Origin of the sequence: Lentzea sp. NPDC058450 (assembly GCF_042721395.1) — a bacterium.
In the GTDB taxonomy this organism is placed as follows: Bacteria; Actinomycetota; Actinomycetes; order Mycobacteriales; family Pseudonocardiaceae; genus Lentzea.
Window position 1 is genome coordinate 25,266 of sequence record NZ_JBHXLO010000007.1, and the last position, 19,608, is coordinate 44,873.

Below are 19,608 nucleotides of genomic sequence, written 5' to 3' on the forward strand. Positions count from 1 at the left end.
CTGGGTAGCCACCCGCACAGACTAAGGAGCGAGGTACTAGTCCTCGTCGTCGCCGCGCCACTTCTTGTCGGACTCGTCGGCCGCCTTGGTCCGTTCCCTGGCGATCTCCAGGGCTCGGGCCGCGGTGGCCTCGTCCGGGTACGGGCCCATGCGGTCAGGGCCCTTGCACCCCTTGCCGTGCTCCACCGTCTGGTGGGTCAGGCAGAAGTACCACCCGCTCGTGTCACTCATCTGCGTTCGCCTCCCAAAGGCGCCGGGAATCCCCGCGGCGGCGTCGACTGGTTGGCGTTGGCGTACTCCGACGGGATCGGATCCAAACACGAGACCAGCACCGTGCGGTCTTCGGCGTTCTCGATCTTACGTCCGGAGCGGTCGCGGTAGACGAGGGAACCGTCGGAGTCGATCTCCATGATGGCGCCCACCTCGGCCAACTGTTCCTCGTCGAGGTCGGCCAGCTTCTCGTAGCGGGACGGCACCACGCGGTAGACCGGCCACTTGAGGTGCCCGTACGTGCGGTGGAAGTCCGCGAGCAGGTGCACGAGGTGCTGTTGCCACGGCAACGGCATCGCCTCGGCCAGCGCCCGTGGGATCACCACGTAGTCGGACGAGACTCCCGGTGCTCCGGCCGCCGTGTAGTCACGCACTGGTGTGCTCGACGCGGGTGGTCCGGAAGGCCTCGGGATGGGGTCGTGGTTGAACATGCAGCGCCTCCCCGCGATCTACACGCCCGGCCGGACGGCCAGCGGCATCAACTCGTAATAATCCCAGTTGATCTTGCTGATCTTCACGACATCACCCGTTTGAGGTGCGTGGATGTACTCGTCTCCGCCGAGGTACATGGCCACGTGGTGCACCGTGCGGGGGTTCGACGTGTCGGTCGCCCAGAAGATCAGGTCGCCTGCCTGGGCCTCGCGCACCGGAAGGTGGGCGCCGCCCTTCTCGTACTGGTCGTTCGCCACGCGGGGGATCTGCACACCCGCCGCGCCGAACGCCTTCACCAGGATGCCGGAGCAGTCCCACGCGTCCGGGCCGTTGCCGCCCCACAGGTACGGCTCGCCCAGCTGCTGCTTGGTGAACTCGATGGCGATGCCCGCCGCGTTCGAGGCCAGCAGGAACTCCCCCGCGCCCGCGCCGCAGCCGGCCGGGTCGGAGATCTGGCCGAGCTCGCTCAGCAGGAAGGCGGCCATGGCCTCCCAGTTGTGGTAGCGGTCCGGGAACGCCGAGCGCTCGACGGCCTGCGCCGAGTCGCCGGGGCGCTTGTTCTCCCAGTCCGGCACCTTCAGCAGCACGTCGTAGAACTTGTTGATCGCGTACGTCGGGTCGATCACCTCGGCCGGGGTGCCCCAGCCCATCGACGGACGCATCTGGAAGATGCCGAGCGAGTCGCGGTCGCCGTAGTTCAACGGGCGCAGGCCCGACTCGGTCATGCCCGCCTGGATCGCGATCTGCCACGCGAGCGGCGGCAGCTTGCGCTCCTGGCCGATGGAGATGATGCGCCCGACGATGTTGCGCTGTTCGTCGTTGAGGCGCGACGCGTCGTTGCGCCCCTTGTCTCCGCCGCCCGCGTCCCACGGGCCGATGGCGGCGTTGCAGCTCATCCGCCGGAAGTCGGCGCTGATGGGGTTCGTGGAGTTGCTCACGACCTGCGTGACACCCGACGTGGCCACCACGACCACGACGATCGTGGCGAGGGCTCCCATCAGCAACATCAGGCGCATGGCTCAGTCCGCCTTCGTGTAGCTGTTCACACGCCAGTCCTTGGACGGGGTCTTGACCAGCGTGATGAGGACCTTGCCCTCGTCCGTGCCCACCTCGAAGTCGGCCGACGACACGTAGGACTTCTTCGCCGTGACCTTCTGGGTGATCTTGGTGGGGACGTTCTTCGGGTCGATCGTCGCCATCTGCGCGAGGAACTCCTCCGTCGTGTACGGACGGAGCTGCGCGAGCCACTTGTTCACGTCGTTGTCCGGCGGCGGCTTGATCCAGTTCTCCGCCCACAGCTCCGCGATCAGCTGCGCGTCGGCCTGCGGCGGCGCGGCGGACGCGGAGATCGACGGCGGCGGCAGCTTGGTCGGCAGCGAGGCTCCGCTGCTGCCCGGCAGCTGGCCGACCTGGGTGCCCTGCGACGAGGTCGAGTTCTGGCCGGCGGCGTTCGGGTCGGCGGGCTTGCGGTCGAGGACCTTCGGGACGATCACGCCGAGCGCGACGATCAGCACCACGAAGATGATGATCGAGGCGGCCAGGTGCCGCGGGGAACGCAGCGGCCATCCCCAGAGCCTGCGGTAGACCGCGGCACGGCCGCGGTTGGTACGGATCGGCACCTACGCCTCCCTTCAGTTGTCCCTGACTTCGAAACCGCGCGACGGTCGGTAGATCACGTGCACCGGACGCCCTGCCACCACTTCTGTCTCGGCCCTGCGAGGTTCCTGCACCGGGGCGGAGTAGGCGCTCGACCGCGACGGCACGAGCACCGCGTCGTCGACCCGGTCCCACTGCCGGTCGGTGACCGTCGGGCTGTCCACCACGCGCGAGCGTGCGACGGGCAGTGCGGCCGGCCCCGAACCGGCGGGCAACGCGCCCGCGCGGACGCGGGAGCCGTCCGGCCCGCTGATGATCTGACCGGGCTGGGCGTCGCGGTCGAGCCGCTGCGCCGTCGCCATGACCGGGCTGGACGCCTCCGGGCGCACCCGGCCGCGGCCGCGCTGCGGCACCTCTTCGCCGTCGGAGTCGTTGTCCCGCACGGACTCCCAGAACTCGTCCTGGGGCGTGGGACCCTGCTGCTTCTTGCGGCCCATCATCTTCGACCAGACGCCACCGCTCATCGGCAGGACGTTGCCCGCCGAACCGACGGACATCTCGACCATCTGCCACATGCGCCGCAGCGGTTTGCCGATCACGAAGCACACCAGGGTGAGCATCAGTCCCAGCAACGTCCTGGTGAGCAACGAGAGCCCGGTCGCGTTGAAGATCGCCTGGAGCAGCAACGCGTGGACACCCGCGAGGACCGCGAGCACCAGCACGTTGAACACCGTCACGGCGGCCGCGCGCGCGACCTTGCGCAGCAGGTCGTGGTGCAGCAACGCCACGAGGCCGATGAGCGGCCCGGCGAGCGTCAGGATGCGCAGCAGCAGCTGGGCGAGCAGCACCGCGGCCTTCGCGAACAGCTGGAACAGCGAGAACGCGATGGACTGCAGCAACGCGAGGAAACCCGCGCCGGTGCGGCTGCCGTCGGTGCCGTCGAAGTAGCCCTTGGCCGTGCCGAGCTGGGCTTCGAGGGCCTTCCACTCGGCCTTCTTGGCGTCCAGTGCGGCCTGGTCGCCGTCCTTGCCCTCGGCGATCTCGGCCGTGGTCCACGCCTGGGTCTTGAGGATGCGCGGGCCGTACTCGGCGGCCTGCGGTGCCTCGGGCGTGCCGAACGCGCCGCGCAGCCAGCTTTGATAGACGACGGCGTCGTGCAGTTTCGTCGGTAGGACGTGGAGCGTGCCTTGTTCTTCAGGCGCCTCGATGAACCCCGCCTGTATCTCCGATGTCTTCGAGACCAGCGTGTTGTCGAGGAGGTTGTAGAACTGAGGTAGGGCCAATGTGGACGTTGCCAGCCACATGGCCGCCAACGCCCAGAGCCCGCGTTTGGAGATCGTGGCGAAGTCGCCGGTCCAGATCTGCCGGAACATCAGGATCGCGAGGATCAACGCCACCAGGCCGAACCAGCGCAGGTAGACGTTGTCGTAGACCTTCTGCACGCCGTTCTTCACGGCGTCGTCCAGCGGGACCAGCAGACCGCGGCCCATCACGGTGTAGTGCAACGCGTTCGTGGCACCGACGATGTTCTTGCCGATGCTGAAGAGCTCGTTGCCCGCCCACGTGTCGAGCGTGGCGTTGGCGTCGGGCAGCACGTTGCACTTCGAGTTGAAGTTGTGCCAGACCATGCCCGCGTAGCCGTAGTCGAGGTACGGCGAGCCGGGCAGGCCGTTGCCGACGGGCGGGTCGAGCGCGCCGACCATGCCCGCGCCGGGACGTTCGGGGTTCGGTGCCTCGCCACAGGTTTGGGCGTGGGCCATCGGGGCACCCAGCACCACCTGAAGGGCCAGGATCGCCGACACCAGAGTGAGCGACTTGGCTCGTGCTGACGCGCGCAGCGCGAACCGCCGCCTTGCCCAGAGCAAGGCGGCGATCGCGAGCACGATCGTCAGCGCCGTCATGCGCCGCCGTCCCGGTGGCGGTTCGAGCCGTCACCGTGGCTCACGAGGTGAGCTTCGTCTTCCGTGAGCCCTAGTTCCATGTCCGCCGCCAGTTCGTCGTCGATCTCGTCGGGCACGTAGGCGGGCGGCTGGGGAGCCGCGTGGTCTTCCGCCGGCACGAGTTCGGCACCGGAGTCGCCGCGCTTGGCGTCCGGCGTCGTGTCGAGGGCGTTGCGCAGGTGCTCGAGGTGCGGTCCGCTGAAGTCGATGCGGATCCGCTCCACACCACCGGCGCCGTCGCCGAAGATGAACTGACGGGGCGCGCGGTCGCGTTCGGTCGCGGTGCGCTCGCCACCGGGGCGGCGGCCCAGCGACGCGATGACCTGCTCGTACCCGGCGCCGACCGGCACCTTGAGCAGTCGCAACGCGTCGGCCTGGGCCTGGTCGTCGTCGAGCCTGCCGACGAAGACCGAGTCGAGCAGGGCGACGAAGCCCTGGATCCTGAGGAAGTCGGCCGGGATCTGCGACGAGAGCAGCACGCGGACGTTCCACTTGCGCGAGTCACGCGCGAAGCGGTTCATCAGCACGCGACCGGTCGGGACCTCGGAGAGGAAGAACGCCTCGTCGATCCAGACGCCCTTGCGGAGGTCCTTCGGCCGGTCGTAGATCGACCGCTGGGTGAGCCAGGCGGCGAGGTTCAGCATCTCGACGCCGAGCGCCTCCGCGTCCGTCCAGTGCTCGCGGCCGACGCCGTCCTTCGGCAGGTTGAGGCCCGCCATGGTGAGGACGGTGAGCCGGTCGTCGCGCTGTTCGTTGTACGGGTCGGCGTTCTCCTCGGGGATGAGCAACGACATGCGCTCGCGCATCTCGTCGAGGAAGTCCGCGACGACGACGGCGTGCTCGTGGTGCTCGGACGCGTCCCGGCGCAGCGCCTCGAAGACGAGACCTGGGTGCGCGTCGAAGCGGCCGCCGACCGTGCGGACGGCGCGCAGCAGCACGATGCGCGTCTGGGGCAGGCGCGCGACCTCGAACGGCAGCAGGCCGGTGAGCACGTCCAGCACGAGGCGGCGGCGGGTGGCGGCCGCGAGGGCCTTCTCCCGGCGCCAGGCCCGTTCGGGGTCGTCCTCGTCGAGGAAGTGCTCGATCATCGGCTCGGCGACCACCCGGTACGGGTTCAGAATCCCGGGCTGGGCGTTGAGCAGGTTGATCGGCCGGGCGTACGGGCGCAGCTCCGGCAGTTCGCACAGCGCCGAGAGCGGGCCGGACGGGTCGAGCAACGTCCAGTGGGCGCCCGCGCGCAGGGTCTTGTAGACCATGCCGCCGCCGAGGAACGACTTACCTGCACCGAGGCCCGCGACCATGGCCGTCAGGCCCGAGGCGTCGCGGAGCTCCTGCGCCATCCACGGGTCCCACGCGACCGGGCGGCGGGTGGCCGTGACGGTCTCGCCGAGCAGGATGCCGCGGCGGTCACCGACCTCGGCGGTGGCCGTCGGGACGGCGCTCGCCGCCCACAGCACGCTGCCGCGCCGCAGGTAGGCACCGTTGGAGAGCGGTTCGCCGGGGATGAACTCGCGGGCGATCGCGTACTGGGCCTCGGGGTGCTCGATCGCGACCTTCGGCTTGTACAGCTCCAGCAACGACTGGGCCAGGCGCAGCGCCTCGCGCTCGGTCGGGCCGGAGACGGCGAGCCGCCACCACGAGCGCACCCGGGTGCCGAGCGCGGTGAAGCCCGACGTCATCTCGTCGTCGATCTCCAGCACGCGCCCCGCCTGGCGGGCGAGCGACTGCGGCGGTTCGAGCTCGTGCTCGTCGGTGTAGTGGCGGACCTGCGAGCGGACCTTGCTCATCTGCCGCGACAGCTCGCCCGACACCTCTTCGGGCTTGCGCACGTAGATGCGGGCGGACCACTCGACACTGGCCGGGAGCCGGTCGGCGCGCTGCACCCACGGGTCGTCGACCTCGGGGATCTGCAGGCCGTGCATGAGCCCGACGGTGAGCACGGCGACGTGCCGCTTGATGCCCGCGTTCGAGCCGGTGCGGCCGCGCACGGTCACCGTCGGCGAGTAGGGCTCCTGGTGGAAGTCCGCGGCGTCGGTGAAGGACGCCAGGTCCTCCGGTTCCCACGCGGCACCCGGCACGGCGGGCAGGTTGCGCGGCGCGGGCAGGCCCAGCGAGCACGACCGGTGCATCAGCCAGGACATCTCCTCGGCCGTCGCGGGACGGCCTTCGAGCCCGGCGGACCCGATGACCTGGTCGAGGTGCTCGACCTCGGAGTCCAGCGCGACGAGCTCGGCGTCCACGGCGTCCGGGAAGACCTTGCGCAGCACGGGGGCCGCGCGTTCGACGGCGCGGTCCATCATGTTGCGGGTCTGCACCTGAACGCCCAGGTAGACCTCTTTCTCCGCCATCGAGCGGCCCATCAGCTGCTGCTGCTCGCCGACCATGTAGTCGTCGAACGACAGCGTGCCGGGGGTGTCCGGCAGGCGCTTGACGGCGTTGTGCACGTGCGCCTCGGCCCACATGCGGATCGGGTACGGCCGCGTGGTGACGCGCAGGTGCATCCAGCGGCCCTGCAGCTCGGCGTACTGGCCCGCGATGGCGGCGATCAGGTCCTGGCGCTGCGAGTCGCTGCGGAACGACCAGCGCTGCGGCGCGAGCCGGTACCAGGCGTAGACCTCCTGGCCGGTGCGCAGCAGGTGACCGTCGATGCTGCGGGCGCTGATCGACGGCGTGTAGCTCGGCACGTTCTGCTCGCCGGGCAGGCGACGGCCACGCTTGGAATATGCGGCGCGGTCACGCTCACGGGGGTCTGCCGCGGCGTGCTGGGCGATGTGCTGGGCGGAGCGACGGTCACGGTCTCGCCGGCGTCCGAACACCGCGAACCTCCTTCTTACGGCTGTCTGGCGTCCGGCGGGGCTGGGCCTGCTGTCTCGCCCGTTGTTTCTTGCTCAACTTGGGACGAGGCCGCTGCGGAGTGACCCGGATCCGGGCGGCACTGGCCGCTCCGCCGGTACTGGCCGTGCGCTCTCGAGGTGCGGTGAGCTCGCGGACCCACATCGACATGACGGCCGTGAGGGGCCGTTCATGACTGATCCGCTGGGTGATGAACCTGGTCAGGATGATCGTCGCGACGAGGGCCCACGCGGTCGAGAAGAACCCGAACCCGACGCCCATCTGCCGTTCGATCGTGAGCACGACGAGGAAAACGACGATCCCGACGCCCCACGCGACGTATCGCGCGCGCCAGGGAAATGTCGCTTTGGGCGGACCGAGCCAGACGGCGTCGACCCGGTAGACCTCGTCGTCGGTGCGAACCCGCACGTGTCAGCCTCCGACGAACAAACCGGCGAGCCACTGACCGATGTTCGCGCCGGCGTCGGTCGTGACGGCCAGGCCGATGATGGCCAGCGCGACGATCACACCACCGAGGCGGCGCATGACGCCCGCGTTGTCGCCCTTGCCACCCCCCAGCCAGAGCAGGAGCAGCGCGACCGTGAGCAGGAGCAACGGGACGATGTTGTCCAGAATCCAGGTCCGGACGTTGCCTGTGCCCGGCACCTGCGGCTGCTGCTGAGCGAGTGTCACCAGGTCCATGGCGGTCATTTCTTACTCCAGAGTGCGCTGGGGCTTGCGCTACGAGTAGAACACGAGTTCGTCACGTCGTGTGGGGCTGTTGCTGCGGGGTGTAGATCATCTGGCCGTTCCCCCTGGGAGGAATTACGTCTAATCTGGCCGACACATCATCACTGAGGAGAGGTCAGTGGGGAACACCCGGATCGAGATTCTCTCCGTCGCTGGCAAGGTTCACCCGACTGCGAACGCCCTGGTCACCCACAGTGCGTGCGTCTCAAACACGCGCACGTGTACACCCATGTGAACGCCCAGATCGGCCGGTTTGCGACCCAGCCTCGGGCGCGCTCCGGAGCCACGACTGCGAGGAGATTCGCCCATGCTCGAACCTGACCTCGTGCCGGATGGAAGTGTGGACGGAATCACAGCCTCCCCTAGTGCTCCAGGCGTGGACGAGCCTACCGGGCAAGGCACGCAATCCCGGCGCCGGGTCCAGCGGACGATCAACTTCGACCGCGAGGTGCTGGAACGGGCTCGGGCGGCGGCCACGTACCTGTCCAGTTACGAGCCCCAGGCGGGGGTCCGGTCGCTCGCGGACATCGTGAATCCGGCGGTGCTGGCCTACGTGACGGAGTTGGAGGAGCTCTACAACGCCGGGGAGCCGTTCCGGCCCGTGCTGCGCATGCCGTCCGGGCGTCCCGCGAACCGCTGAGACCTCAGGGCGCCGTCTGGTTCAGAGATCGATACCTGAGGAACTGCCCCACGTAGTTCGCGAGCAGCGCGAGGTCGACGCCGAGCACCACCCACATGACCCAGTTGGCGTTCGCCAGCGCCAGAGGGATCGCCACCACCGCCGGTGCCACCGCGATCAGGACGAGTGACAGCTGGTACGGGAGGAGCCGCCGGGCGAAGCGGTACTCGGGCTCGCGTTTGTTGACGTGCCAGCCCACGAAGCCGTCGATCCGCTCGGCCAGCGGCGCTTCGAACCGCCTGCGGAGATGCCGCGGAGCTGACGGTCACCGAGCAGACCACCAGAGTCGTCCGGTTGTCCTTCAGTGGTCACGCCTGTGCACTCGTCACTCGCGGCCACGCCGTTACCCGACGCGGTGAAGCCCGGCGACCGTCGTGGCCGCCGGGCTTCACGCCGCGTGCACTAGCTGGCGCCGGAGATCCTCCAGAACCACCCGGTCGAGGCGTAGTCGGGCCCGACCGAGCCCTTGCCCCAGAAGTAGTCGTCGAAGTTGCCCAGGCCACCGCTGGCCGGCAGGTAGACGCCCATCGTGGCCCACCGGACCGACGCCGGCTGGGTGTCGATGCTCGCCTGCGCCCACGCGTCGCGGACCTTCATCGGGCCGGGCTGCCACATGTAGTGGGCGAACTTGCCGCCGTGGTTGGCGGAGTTGTAGCTGACGGTCGTGAAGCTGTTGATCTGATGCAGGCCGCGGAACGCCTGGCCCCAGCGCTGCGCCCAGGTCTGGCCGCCGGTGTTGTCCTCCAGGATCAGGCAGGTGAAGAGGCTCATCCACTCGACGTCGTTGTTGCCCCAGCGCGCCTCGGTGTTGGCGAGCTTGGTGTCGTTGTGGTTGGAGCAGCCGGTGAAGTAGAAGCCGGTGCCGCTGCCGTGGCCCTGCCAGTAGGTGAGGTCGACGTCATCGGTCCAGGTGGTGTCCTGGCCGCCCGCGAACGCCGGGTCCTTGAAGTCGCTCTCCCAGGCGTTGCCGTCGGTCCAGCTGAACGAGCGAGTGACGCCGTGGTTGCTCGCCTCGGTGTTGAACGTGCCGATGTTCGCGACGGTGTTGGGCAGGCCCGAGCAGTTGCCGGTGCCCTCGCTGCCCACCTGCGTGCCGACGGCCTGGATCTTGAACTGGGGCTCGGCCTCGGGGCGCGGGTCCTGCACCGGGCCCGGCTGCGGCAGCTCGGCACCGACCGCGGCGGGCAGGGTGATCGCCTGCGGGGCGCCTCCGTCGGCGTTGCGGCCGGTGCAGCGGAACGACGGCTCGACCTTGTCCGCCTTCTCCTCCAGCGGCGCGGCCACGTAGACGTAGCTCGCGTCGGCCTTGACCTCGGCGCCCAGGTACTTCTGGCACAGCTTCGCGCCGTAGGCGAGGTCGTTGACCTTGACCGAGCCGGCCTTCTCGTAGCTGCGGGCGGCGTGGCTGACCGCCGTGACGCCCTGCGCGTCGAACGACACGCGGATGTTCGCGCCCTCGCCCTCCAGCGGGATGCCGCCGAGCTGGAACGTGTACGAGACGCTCGTGTCGAGGTTGGCCGTGAGTGCGTTGCGGCCGTTGGGGTCCGCGAGCTCGAACGTCGTGTTCTGCGCGGTCGGCGTGGCGTTGGCGGGCAGGACGCCCGCCGCCCTCAGGCCTTCCTGCGCGCGCTTGGCGGCCTCTTCGGCCGGGATGGTCCTGATGCGCTTGATCGCCTCGGTGTCGAGGGCGGTCTGCGTGGTGGCGTTGCCGTCCTCGTCCGGCCTGCCCTGTCCTTTGTCGACGGTCGGCAGGTACAGGTACCGCTGCGGGTCCGCGAAGGACACCGCACCGGCCTCGGTTCTCTGGATGTCTTTGAGCCCGAACGCTCTTTGCAGCTGCTGTGCCTGCTCCTGGTCCAGACCCGAGCTGGTCACCCCGTAGACGGGCAGCTCCGTGGCGTCGGCGGCGGCGATCCCGGCCGCTCCCGCGGTGACGAGGCTGGACAGGGCCAGCACCACCGTCAGCTTGCGTTGCATGTCTGTTCCCTCCCTTGGGGACGGCCGGCTGCAGGGGCCGGCCGTCTGACAGGAGGATGTGGCGGGTTTCGCGGTGATACCGAGAGTGGCCCGTTGTCGCGGCCGCACCACTCGAACGGCCGAAATTCTGTAACACCCTTGGGGCAGCGACGAAACTAGAGGCGGACAGCTGGGTATTTGATGCCCGCGCCGGTGTTCAGCACGACCACTTCGTCCCGTGCGCTCAGCCATCCGTTGGCGCGCAACGCCCGTACGGCGCTGATCGTCGCGGCGCCTTCGGGGCACAGGAACACGCCTTCGAGCCGTGCGGTCTCCGCGCGGTCGTGAGCGATCTGTTCGTCCGTGACCGCGACGGCCGTGCCATTGGTTTCCCTGATGGCCCGCAGGATGATGAAGTCCCCCAACGGTTTCGGCACGTTGATCCCGAACGCGTCGGTGTACGCGGCGTCCCAGAAGGTCGACTCCGCCCTGCCCTCGTCGAACGCCTTCACGATCGGCGCGCACCCGGTGGACTGAACCGCGACGAGCCGCGGCAGCTCGCCGGTGATCCACCCGAGCTCGCGCATCTCGTGGAGCGCCTTGTGGATCCCGATCAGACCGACGCCGCCGCCGGTCGGGTAGATGATCACGTCGGGGACGCGCCAGCCGAGCTGCTCGACGATCTCGTAACCCATCGTCTTCTTGCCCTCGATGCGGTACGGCTCGCGGAGTGTCGAGGCGTCGAAGAGGTCGACGTCCGCGATGGCCTTACCCGCGTCGGCGATGGTGCCCGGCACGATCCTGAGCTCCGCGCCGCTCGCCTCGACCTCCTCGCGGGTGATCAACGGCGCGTCCTCGGGCATCGCGATGACGCTGCGCAGGCCCGCCCGTGCCGCGTACAGGGCCCAGGCGGCGCCCGCGTTGCCGTTGGTCGGCATCTTGATGCCCTCGATGCCGAGCTCCTTGGCCCTGGCGACCCCGACGGCGGCACCGCGGGCCTTGAACGAGCCGGTCGGGATGAGCGACTCGTCCTTCATCAGCACGGTCGCGTCGAGGTGCTCGCTGATCGCGGGCAGCGAAACGAGCGGCGTCATGCCCTCGCCGAGGCTGAACGCCGGGTCGGGGTTGCGGACCGGAAGCACGTCCTTGTAGCGCCACAGCGAGTTCTCGGCCGTGGGACGGTTCACGCGCGTGAGGTCGTACCGGGCGAGCAGCGGCGACGCGCACTCGTGACAGAGGTTCTGGACGGCGTTGGCGTCGTGTTCGCGGCCGCAACGGGCGCATTCCAGATGCGAGAGCATGACTTCATGCATACAGGCGGATGAGCCGGCATGTAAGCCGGATCCTGTTCGTGGAACCGAGGTCCCAGTCGGCGGCCATCCATCTGGGCCTGCCGTTGCCGACAGGCTCTAGCGGCCTACCCGCGAGCATCGGGCGGGCAGCCCTCGAACGCTCGCGCAGGCACCTTCCCTTGCGGTCGGGTGCCCTCTTGGCCTTGCTCCGGGTGGGGTTTACCTAGCCGCCCCAGTCACCTGGGGCGCTGGTGGTCTCTTACACCACCGTTTCACCCTTACCGCGGCTTGCGCCGTGGCGGTCTGCTTTCTGTGGCACTGTCCCGAGGGTCGCCCCTGGTTGCCGTTAACAACCACCCTGCCCTGTGGAGTCCGGACTTTCCTCGACAGTTTCCTGCCGCGGCCGCCCTGCCGACTCATCCGCGCTCACCAGGATATCCCAGCGTCTGGAACCGGTTGTCCACCGGTGCGGACGTTGGTTGACTCACCGGTATGACCCGACGTCGCCACGTCGACTACGGACGCGTGGCTGCAAGCCTGTGTTGCCTCCGCTGAGTTGCTCGTACCCCACGACGACCTCAGGGAGTGCCCCGTCATGTCCGATGTGCTGATCATCTCGGCCGCGCCGTCCCACGCCGCGCCGACCGGTGTCGTCGTGGAGCACGTGGCCGAGGTCCTGCGGGCCGCCGGGCACCGCGTGTCGTTGCTCGACGTCCGGTCTCTGCCCACGTTGTCGCTGCTCACCGAGGACCTGCGTGATCCGGAGATCGCGGAGGCGGTGAGCAGCGTGCTGTCGGCGGACGGCGTGGTGGTCGCTTCGCCCGTCTACCGCGCCGCCTACAGCGGGCTGGTCAAGGCGCTGCTCGACCTGCTGCCGAAGAAGGCCCTGCGCGGCCGCGCCGTGCTGCCGCTGGCGACCGGCGGCAGCCAGGGGTTCCTGGTGGCGATGGACTACGCCCTGCACCCGTTGCTCGCGGCCAAGGGCGCGGACCAGGTGGTGCGCGGGGAGTTCGTGCTGGACCAGAACGTGGGGTCCGCTGAGTCGGCCGCCGCGCTGGAGGCGGCGGCCGACCGGTTCGGCGCTGCGCTGACCCCGCGACTGCGCAAGGTCAGCTAGGGGTTCCTACAGCTCGCGGACGAAGTACGGCCGCGTGTCCATCCAGCCTCGCCCGGAGGCCCCGTTGAGGACGCCGCCGCCCTGCTCGGACAGGGTGTACCAGGACTCGACGTAGTCCGGGTCGTCGGTGTACCAGCTGTCCGGGATGGCGTCGAGCACCGCGCTGACCAGCGGGATGTACGCGCCACCGTCCACGATGGTCAGCAACGCGGCGGCCAGCGCCTGGGCGAGCGCCTTGTAGTTCGTGTCGCCGTCGTCCTCCATCAGGACCACGTCGGCGAGGTCGTACTTGTAGTTGTTCCAGTGCACCAGCAGCTGGTTCGGGGAGTACGTCGTGTTCTCGTCGTCGAGGTACGGCATCGTGACGGGGTCGACCCTGACCTTGCCGTCCGGCCCGAACCCGGACACCAGCGCGAAGATCTCCGCGTCGCCCTTGAACCAGGGTTCCTGCACGTCGCTGACGCTGATCCGGGTGACCTGCGTGGCCCAGTAGCCGGCGAGCTGCCGAGTCTGCTCGGTCGGCATCGCCTGCTTGATGACGTCCATGCCGCGATGCACGGCCCGTTCGACGTCGATGTCGACGATGGTCAACGGCTGGTTCGGCTCGTGCGCGGTCGTCAGCTCGTGCACGTCACCGTTGCGGTCGTACGCCTTGATGGTCTTGGCGTTGTCGTCGTCGGGGGCGGCGGCGACGAGCCGTTCGCCGCTGGTCGCGCCGGCGTGGCGGAAGGTGACGAGACCTTTGCCGTCCGGCAGTCCTTTGGCTTTGGCGATCTGCCGTTCGGCGTTCGGGACCGCGCCTTTGCCGGTGGCGACGTCGCGGGCGAGGCCGTCGAGGATCTGGCTCACGGTGCGGGGCGCCGCGGCCGCCGTGCTGGTGGGCACGACGGCGGCGACCAGTGTCAGGACCACGAGAGTTGCGCGCAGGGTGTGGGCTCTCATGCTCCGGATCGTGGAGAGCTTCCGGGTTGTCGACAAGCCGCCGATCGACTACTCAACCCCAGGTCAACCCAGGTGCGAGGTGTCGTTCACCAGCTTCACCGACGCGTGCCCGTCCGGGTAGAACTCGGCGATCGACACCCCGGTCAGATCGAGGTGCATCCGGAAGAGGAACTGCGGCCCGACGTCCAGCGCCTGCCGGAGCATGGTCTTGATCGGCGTGACGTGGCTGACCAGGACCAACGTCGTGCCGCCGTACTTCGCGATGATGTCGGTGCGAGCCTTCCTGACCCGCGCGTGCACCTCGTCGAAGCTCTCGCCGTTGGGCGGCTTCTGCGCCGTGTCCCCCAACCACCGCCGATGCACCTCGGGATCCTTGGCTGCGGCCTCGGCGAACGTCAGCCCCTCCCAGTCCCCGAAGTCCGTCTCGATCAGCCCCTGGTGCGTCACCACCTCGAGCCCGATCTTGTCCGCGAGCTTCCGCGCCGTCTGCTGGGCCCGTTGCAACGGCGACGAGATGATCCCGGCAATCCCGTCCACAGTGGACAGCCTGCGCGCCGCCCTCTCCGCCTGCTCCAGCCCGACCTCGGTCAGCGGGTGGTCCCCGCGCCCGGAGTACCGCCGGTCCACGGACAACCTCGTCTGCCCGTGACGCAGCAGGATGATCCGCGTGGGTTCGCCGACCGCCCCACTCCAGTGAGGCTGCTTCGCACCCTCGGCCTTCTCGGCCTTGCCGGCCTTGGTCTCACCGTCCATGGCCTCGTTGGCGAGCCGGTCGGCCTGCTTGTTCCGTTCGCGCGGAATCCACTCGTAGGTGACCCTCGGCAGCCGGGTGGCCACCTCCTGCGCCTCGCGGTTGAGCGGCTGCATGGAGGGGTGCTTGACCTTCCACCGCCCGGACATCTGCTCGACGACGAGCTTGGAGTCCATCCGGACGTCGACGCTCTCCGCACCGAGCTCCACCGCGGCCCTGAGCCCCGCGATCAGGCCCTGGTACTCGGCCACGTTGTTCGTCGCGACCCCGATGAACCCCTTGCGCTCGGCCAGCGTCTCGCCGCTGAGCTTGTCCCGTACCACCGCGCCGTACCCGGCAGGCCCGGGGTTGCCACGCGACCCGCCATCGGCCTCGACGATCACCTTCACGGCCCGATCGTAGCCCCGCGTTCAGACCCCTTCCGGCACCCTGTATTCTGTTCACGTAAGTCTGGGTGGCGGAATGGCAGACGCGCTAGCTTGAGGTGCTAGTGCCCGTAAGGGCGTGGGGGTTCAAGTCCCCCCTCGGACACCAGCTTCATCCCTATCGTCAGGGCGGATGCTCGCATCGAGCGTCCGCCCTTCGGCGTCCTCGACGCTCTTCAGCCCAAACCTCTCGTACAGTTTTTGCAGATCATCGGGCCCGCCACGACGCGTCAGTCTCTATGTCGATCATCGCGTAGATCGCCGCGACGCTCCGGCACCCGTTTTCGCTTCGGCAGGCCCGCCAGCTCGGCTTCTGCCGCCGCGCGCTTCGTTGATCGCCCGAAGTCCAGGTAGCCACATCACTTCCGCTGACCGCAGTGGATCGTTTCGGCGGACCAGCCTGCTGCTGCGTCCAGATGTCTGCACGCAGACTGGGGAGGGTGCACGGCATCGAGGGTCGCGGCTGGGCAACAACGTTGATCAGCTCGCGACAGCTCACCGCATGAAGATCTTACTCGCTTACCCTTGGTCGGCAGCAGCGGCGCTTCGCCAACATGTCCCGTCCCACCCGCTGTCGCAGTCCACCGGAGTCATGCGGGCTCGGAACATGAGAGTGGGGCAGGGGGCGGACCGGCCCGTCCCACTCTCACAGATTGAGCTGCTTGCGCAGGTAGATACCTGATTCTCGGATTCCGCTAGCCGTCCCGCCTGCTCACTCATGCAGGACGTCTAGGAAAAGTCCAGCAGTACGCAGCCCGCCTACCGCGAACGCCACTCATGTGATCTACGGATCGCGCTACGTCGTTCAGTTGGCGCTGTGAGCATCCGCTGAAGCAAGGGAATCCAGATGGCCGAGATTGAGCCGCGAGCGCAGATCGCACTGAGTCCTGAGATCGCACGAGGCGTCTTCGTCAACTTCGTGAGCATGTGGCATGACCAGGACGGGTTCACCCTGAACGTCGCCTCTTACAATCACCCGCCGATGCCCGTCCAAGACGAGACCGGAGCAAGTTTGTACAGATCCAGGCGCAGACCGTGGCACGCATTCGCATCCCACCATCACAGGTGTTCGAGATCATGAAGGCCCTTGAACAGCAAAGTTAAGCGCGTGGGAGTCAGACGCCCGCCCGGCCCTAGTGGTGGGCACTCGTGGCTTCTACCCGTGACAGCTATGCCCCTCACCGAGGAGGCAGCCGGCAGCTAGAACAATGTCAACGACCGCCACTCACGGCACTGTGCCAAGTCAACCATCAGCTGCTGCGACGGTCCAGTACAAGGTGAAGCGATCTGAGAACCAGTCGTACCTCGCCGAAGTGCTGGCAGCTACGCCGCGCGACAAGCGCTGAGGTTGCCGACTGACCAGCCGATAATAGGGATCAAGCGCAAGTCGCTTCTTGAGACATAGCAGTTGATAAGGAGCCAATGCGCACAGCAACCGCCTGAGAGCTGTGCCCGCGATCGCCCGACAAGTTGAGCCCTCGGACGGACGTCCGCCTACTGCGGCTGAGCAGGCAGCTCACCCCGCGGGACCACAGGCGCGGGCATCTGCAACTCCTCTGAACGAGCCACCGCCCACCATCGATCTTCGAGCCAAACTTTTGGGCGTTCGTCAACTTTGTCGACGACAGCCAAACGCACCGATATCCACTCACCCTGAACTGGGACGGTCAGGTCGAGACGCTCTGCGATCTCCGGATGAGTTCCTGATAACCGAGCACAACAAATCTTGCTGAACGCAATTCTTTCCTGGCATCCCGCGCGCTCGGCGAGTCATCCTGGCCAGCAGCACGAGCGCACCGGCGCCGACACCCCTGCAGGACCGCCAACAGCAGGATAAGTGCAGTCCTCTGCTGCAGCAATGGCGGCTCGGAGCTCTCGTCTCGGCCGACAGTCATGCCCATCTCCATCATAACTATCGTTTTCGTCGACGAAACTTGAATCTTTCCACTGCTTGAACCTGCCGCAATCCGATCGAAAGATATGGCGACCGGGTCAGACGATGAAGGTCCGGCGGACTAGGTGACGGATATACCGGGCCGCCGGAAGTTGCGGAGCTTCACATGACCCATTTCCTATTCACTCCACTCCTCCGTTATCACCCGCCTGCAGCGAGCTCTCCATAAAGTCATGCAGGAACTTCTTTAGGTCACGTAGTTCACTGCCGAGCGCGCTGCTAGTTCCATCTCCGCGCCAGCTAGCTGATGGCTGCCGGAGGGGCTTGGCGATCGCGAACTGCTCGCTAACCAACATAGAGTAGAAACCAAACTCCTCTAGAACTTTATCGACATGGTAATAGTCGTGGTGCTTGTGATTTTCTTTCGGATCGTCGCGATAGGCTTGCGCCCTCTCGTGAGCACCGTGTTCGTCACGTAGCAAGTACACCATCACCATACGCCGATAACGTACTGCACCTGGCGATCGGTGGATTTTATCTCCGACTTCGATATACGACGCAGTTGGATCCGCTAGGATGACATAGAGGGTCTCAAGATCAGTCCACTTCTTTCTAAAACGTCCTGCAATATCCAACCTGGGCTGATGGACCAAGCCGCTCCATGCGTTCCGATGCGCCTCAGGAACTATTCTGAGCGCGTCAGGATTGATCTGCAGGCGTCTCCCTTGAGAAACTCGAGCGGGTGAGTAATTGCCTCTATCAGGGACGCTCGAAATCACGAGACTACCCGGCGAACTGGGAGCTTTGACACCTGGCCATCAGCGAACGAACTCAATGCCTCGACGAGATCGTATATACTCTTGAGAGCCTGCCCTTTATCCACGGCCTCAATCTCTTTGATCATTGACATGTCGCTATTAATCAAGGATTTGATCGCTATATCAGCAGCATCGATTCCTCGGAACAGTGATTTAACAGGATCCGCCTGTGGCCGCTTAGACTTTAGCGCATCCTTCTTTTCTTTCTCGTGATCTCGCCTGGCCTTCACGACGCTCTTGATATGCGCGTCGAACTTGCGAGGATCTGCCACAGCCCGCTTGTCTTCTTGGCGCACAAGCATCTCTGCTGCCGCGACCTGCTCATCCGGCTTCATCCGCCATGCACCTTTTGTGCTTGGCGTGGCATAGTCTGCGAGAACCTGCAAATGAGCAGGACTAAATCGATCTGGATTGGCTGTGACCAGATCCCGGACGCGCTCATCGATGTTTAGAAGCTTCAGACAGTCACGAATAGACTCAACACTTTCCCCCTTGAAGATTTCCGGCAGAGCCTCCACCTCGAGGTTGAACTCGCTCATCACTCGCGAAAACTGCTCCGCACGCTCTAGCTCGGTCAATGATTCAGTAAGATTTGCCGCGTGCAGGTGCTGCTGAATAAAAAGCTCTCGACTATCCTCCTCACCTGCGGGAACCTCGTACACGTTTGCCCGCAAGCTCGACAGCCCGCCCATGCGCGCCGCAGCAAAACGACGGTGCCCGTTGATTAGCTCATACGTACCGTCCGCATTCTCGATTAGCGAGACCGCATGTATTTGCCCATTGAGGAGAATACTCTGCAGCAGACCCTCGACGCCCGATTCCACGGTTGTCTCGCGAACCTTTTGGCCTGACTCAGTTATCTTGCCCAGCTCGATCGATTTACTCGTCTCCACAAGATTTAGCGACACGGAGAGCCCTCTCTTCGATGTATTACTTGCGATTGACAGATCCAGCATCGAGACGATCAGCCAGTGCGCGTCCCGCAATCGCAAGATCTTGAATAACCGGCCCGTTTGGTCCTGCAAGCAACTTTTCCAACTGGACCGAGCTCCAATTCGCGTACCGCGCAAGAATCTCTGCCACACTAGCCAGATGAGCTGCGATTCCAATACTTGTCACACCGTTATTCGGAGCACTGACCGTCGTAGGCCGCGAAGCAACTGCTCGCATCTGCCGCACAGTCAAGCCCTCACGCGCTGACTGCTGCAGCAAATGAGCACGGTCTCGTCCCACATTAATCACCACCTCAAGGTGAGACGCACGTATCGAGGTCAATACGTGTTCGCCGACCGCAATACGCTCCGCAGGCGTGTACGCGCGAGCAAGCCACCGCGCTTTTCGAGCGACATCTGGTGAAACGTCCATGCGGAAGGCGGCTTCCTCCAACGTTGCCCCTTCCTCAGCCAAGCGATCGATCTCGTCTCCGAGCCGCAGCCGGTCCGCCGCACTCCGCCCTTGGTTCATAGGTCAATCATAGACGACCCCGCAGATGATCAACTTTGTGCATAGGTGCAGCTCAGAGGGCCAAAGCAGCCGCGCATCGGCGCAGCTTGTAGAGTTTCTACATCGAAGATAGCTACGCCGGCGGCATGGTTTGACGGTCGTGACCAGCGATGGCTATGGGTGTTCTCAACCTTGCGCAGGCCTGGCGGCTCGTACCGAACTCGGCCGTCTACTGCGAGATGAGTCGACTGCGCGGAGATCTGCCCTTGCACGTTGAGGATCTCCGGCACTAGCCGGCCGCTCATGGCGAACGGTTGCACGTGCGGCGCAGGCCGTCCCGTCCGCCGATGCGGCAATCGGGGTGCAGGATCCAGACCCAGAAATGGAGGGCATGACAGGGATCGCGACCCGTCCCGCCCTCGCGAATCAGAGTGTCTCCACAGATAGCCGCCTGTTCAAGTCGTACTGCGC

18 protein-coding genes, 1 tRNA gene and 1 other RNA gene are annotated in these 19,608 nt (G+C 66.5%); 3 read left to right on the forward strand and 17 right to left on the reverse strand.

The features are described 5' to 3' along the window. Window positions 1-36: 36 nt before the first annotated feature. The 8 genes from ACFWNN_RS13295 to ACFWNN_RS13330 are packed head-to-tail and all read right to left on the reverse strand — an operon-like array spanning window position 37 to window position 7,781. A complete protein-coding gene (locus tag ACFWNN_RS13295) occupies window positions 37-231 on the reverse strand; it encodes a hypothetical protein (RefSeq protein WP_382440150.1) in 195 nt (64 codons plus the stop codon). Beyond that, window positions 228-701, reverse strand: coding sequence for a hypothetical protein (locus tag ACFWNN_RS13300; protein ID WP_382440151.1), 474 nt, complete (start codon window positions 699-701; stop codon window positions 228-230). The genes ACFWNN_RS13295 and ACFWNN_RS13300 overlap by 4 nt, the downstream gene beginning before the upstream one ends. Window positions 702-719: 18 nt before the next feature. After that, complete coding sequence (locus tag ACFWNN_RS13305) at window positions 720-1,718, reverse strand: C40 family peptidase (RefSeq protein WP_382440152.1); 999 nt, start codon at window positions 1,716-1,718, stop codon at window positions 720-722. Between the two features lie 3 nt (window positions 1,719-1,721). Then, entirely contained in the window at window positions 1,722-2,321 is a 600-nt protein-coding gene (locus ACFWNN_RS13310; protein WP_382440153.1) for a hypothetical protein, read from the reverse strand. Window positions 2,322-2,333: 12 nt separating this feature from the next. After that, window positions 2,334-4,199, reverse strand: a complete 1,866-nt coding sequence (locus tag ACFWNN_RS13315) for a hypothetical protein (protein WP_382440154.1) — start codon at window positions 4,197-4,199, stop codon at window positions 2,334-2,336. After that, window positions 4,196-7,054, reverse strand: coding sequence for an ATP-binding protein (locus ACFWNN_RS13320; protein WP_382440155.1), 2,859 nt, complete (start codon window positions 7,052-7,054; stop codon window positions 4,196-4,198). Before ACFWNN_RS13320 ends, ACFWNN_RS13315 begins: the two co-directional genes overlap by 4 nt. Then, window positions 7,029-7,499, reverse strand: coding sequence for a hypothetical protein (locus ACFWNN_RS13325; protein WP_285647519.1), 471 nt, complete (start codon window positions 7,497-7,499; stop codon window positions 7,029-7,031). Before ACFWNN_RS13325 ends, ACFWNN_RS13320 begins: the two co-directional genes overlap by 26 nt. Before the next feature lie 3 nt (window positions 7,500-7,502). After that, window positions 7,503-7,781, reverse strand: coding sequence for a hypothetical protein (locus tag ACFWNN_RS13330; protein ID WP_285647521.1), 279 nt, complete (start codon window positions 7,779-7,781; stop codon window positions 7,503-7,505). A 415-nt stretch (window positions 7,782-8,196) separates the two neighbouring features. On the opposite strand from ACFWNN_RS13330, the gene ACFWNN_RS13335 reads away from it, so the two are divergent. Beyond that, window positions 8,197-8,460: a hypothetical protein gene (locus tag ACFWNN_RS13335; RefSeq protein ID WP_382440156.1), complete on the forward strand. Its 264-nt coding sequence runs from the start codon at window positions 8,197-8,199 to the stop codon at window positions 8,458-8,460. A 4-nt stretch (window positions 8,461-8,464) separates the two neighbouring features. Here the strand turns inward: ACFWNN_RS13335 and ACFWNN_RS13340 are convergent, their stop codons facing one another. The 4 genes from ACFWNN_RS13340 to rnpB form a co-directional block, all read right to left on the reverse strand. Continuing rightward, complete coding sequence (locus ACFWNN_RS13340; RefSeq protein ID WP_382440157.1) at window positions 8,465-8,698, reverse strand: hypothetical protein; 234 nt, start codon at window positions 8,696-8,698, stop codon at window positions 8,465-8,467. 203 nt (window positions 8,699-8,901) lie between these two features. After that, window positions 8,902-10,476, reverse strand: a complete 1,575-nt coding sequence (locus tag ACFWNN_RS13345; RefSeq protein ID WP_382440158.1) for a DUF6345 domain-containing protein — start codon at window positions 10,474-10,476, stop codon at window positions 8,902-8,904. A 155-nt stretch (window positions 10,477-10,631) separates the two neighbouring features. Further along, entirely contained in the window at window positions 10,632-11,756 is a 1,125-nt protein-coding gene (locus ACFWNN_RS13350; RefSeq protein WP_382440159.1) for a threonine synthase, read from the reverse strand. Between the two features lie 17 nt (window positions 11,757-11,773). Beyond that, an RNA gene (gene rnpB, locus ACFWNN_RS13355) (RNase P RNA component class A) lies at window positions 11,774-12,166 on the reverse strand. Between the two features lie 176 nt (window positions 12,167-12,342). On the opposite strand from rnpB, the gene ACFWNN_RS13360 reads away from it, so the two are divergent. After that, window positions 12,343-12,864 (forward strand): NAD(P)H-dependent oxidoreductase, encoded by a 522-nt coding sequence (locus ACFWNN_RS13360; protein WP_382440160.1) that lies wholly within the window; start codon window positions 12,343-12,345, stop codon window positions 12,862-12,864. Window positions 12,865-12,870: 6 nt separating this feature from the next. On the opposite strand, the gene ACFWNN_RS13365 is transcribed toward ACFWNN_RS13360, so the two are convergent. Together ACFWNN_RS13365 and ACFWNN_RS13370 are read right to left on the reverse strand one after the other, a co-directional pair. Further along, entirely contained in the window at window positions 12,871-13,806 is a 936-nt protein-coding gene (locus ACFWNN_RS13365; RefSeq protein WP_382440161.1) for a DUF3103 family protein, read from the reverse strand. 63 nt (window positions 13,807-13,869) lie between these two features. Further along, window positions 13,870-14,940 (reverse strand): bifunctional RNase H/acid phosphatase, encoded by a 1,071-nt coding sequence (locus ACFWNN_RS13370; RefSeq protein WP_382440398.1) that lies wholly within the window; start codon window positions 14,938-14,940, stop codon window positions 13,870-13,872. Between the two features lie 65 nt (window positions 14,941-15,005). On the opposite strand from ACFWNN_RS13370, the gene ACFWNN_RS13375 reads away from it, so the two are divergent. After that, a tRNA-Leu gene (locus ACFWNN_RS13375) sits at window positions 15,006-15,091 on the forward strand. Between the two features lie 1,385 nt (window positions 15,092-16,476). On the opposite strand, the gene ACFWNN_RS13380 is transcribed toward ACFWNN_RS13375, so the two are convergent. The 3 genes from ACFWNN_RS13380 to ACFWNN_RS13390 all read right to left on the reverse strand — a co-directional run bounded on the left by ACFWNN_RS13380 (window position 16,477) and on the right by ACFWNN_RS13390 (window position 18,680). Then, on the reverse strand, window positions 16,477-16,722 hold the full coding sequence (locus tag ACFWNN_RS13380) for a NaeI family type II restriction endonuclease (RefSeq protein ID WP_382440399.1): 246 nt from the start codon (window positions 16,720-16,722) through the stop codon (window positions 16,477-16,479). 336 nt (window positions 16,723-17,058) lie between these two features. After that, window positions 17,059-17,373 (reverse strand): hypothetical protein, encoded by a 315-nt coding sequence (locus ACFWNN_RS13385; RefSeq protein WP_382440162.1) that lies wholly within the window; start codon window positions 17,371-17,373, stop codon window positions 17,059-17,061. Between the two features lie 278 nt (window positions 17,374-17,651). Continuing rightward, on the reverse strand, window positions 17,652-18,680 hold the full coding sequence (locus ACFWNN_RS13390; protein ID WP_382440163.1) for a ParB/RepB/Spo0J family partition protein: 1,029 nt from the start codon (window positions 18,678-18,680) through the stop codon (window positions 17,652-17,654). Window positions 18,681-19,608: the final 928 nt, after the last annotated feature.

What these genes read in the sequence shown, in the direction of transcription:
- ACFWNN_RS13345 (WP_382440158.1), bottom strand. Translation starts at nt 10,476, where the DNA reads ATGCAACGCAAGCTGACGGTGGTGCTGGCCCTGTCCAGCCTCGTCACC.
- ACFWNN_RS13315 (WP_382440154.1), bottom strand. Translation starts at nt 4,199, where the DNA reads ATGACGGCGCTGACGATCGTGCTCGCGATCGCCGCCTTGCTCTGGGCA.
- ACFWNN_RS13300 (WP_382440151.1), bottom strand. Translation starts at nt 701, where the DNA reads ATGTTCAACCACGACCCCATCCCGAGGCCTTCCGGACCACCCGCGTCG.
- ACFWNN_RS13365 (WP_382440161.1), bottom strand. Translation starts at nt 13,806, where the DNA reads ATGAGAGCCCACACCCTGCGCGCAACTCTCGTGGTCCTGACACTGGTC.
- ACFWNN_RS13330 (WP_285647521.1), bottom strand. Translation starts at nt 7,781, where the DNA reads ATGACCGCCATGGACCTGGTGACACTCGCTCAGCAGCAGCCGCAGGTG.
- ACFWNN_RS13295 (WP_382440150.1), bottom strand. Translation starts at nt 231, where the DNA reads ATGAGTGACACGAGCGGGTGGTACTTCTGCCTGACCCACCAGACGGTG.
- ACFWNN_RS13385 (WP_382440162.1), bottom strand. Translation starts at nt 17,373, where the DNA reads ATGGTGATGGTGTACTTGCTACGTGACGAACACGGTGCTCACGAGAGG.
- ACFWNN_RS13305 (WP_382440152.1), bottom strand. Translation starts at nt 1,718, where the DNA reads ATGCGCCTGATGTTGCTGATGGGAGCCCTCGCCACGATCGTCGTGGTC.
- ACFWNN_RS13360 (WP_382440160.1), top strand. Translation starts at nt 12,343, where the DNA reads ATGTCCGATGTGCTGATCATCTCGGCCGCGCCGTCCCACGCCGCGCCG.
- ACFWNN_RS13350 (WP_382440159.1), bottom strand. Translation starts at nt 11,756, where the DNA reads ATGCTCTCGCATCTGGAATGCGCCCGTTGCGGCCGCGAACACGACGCC.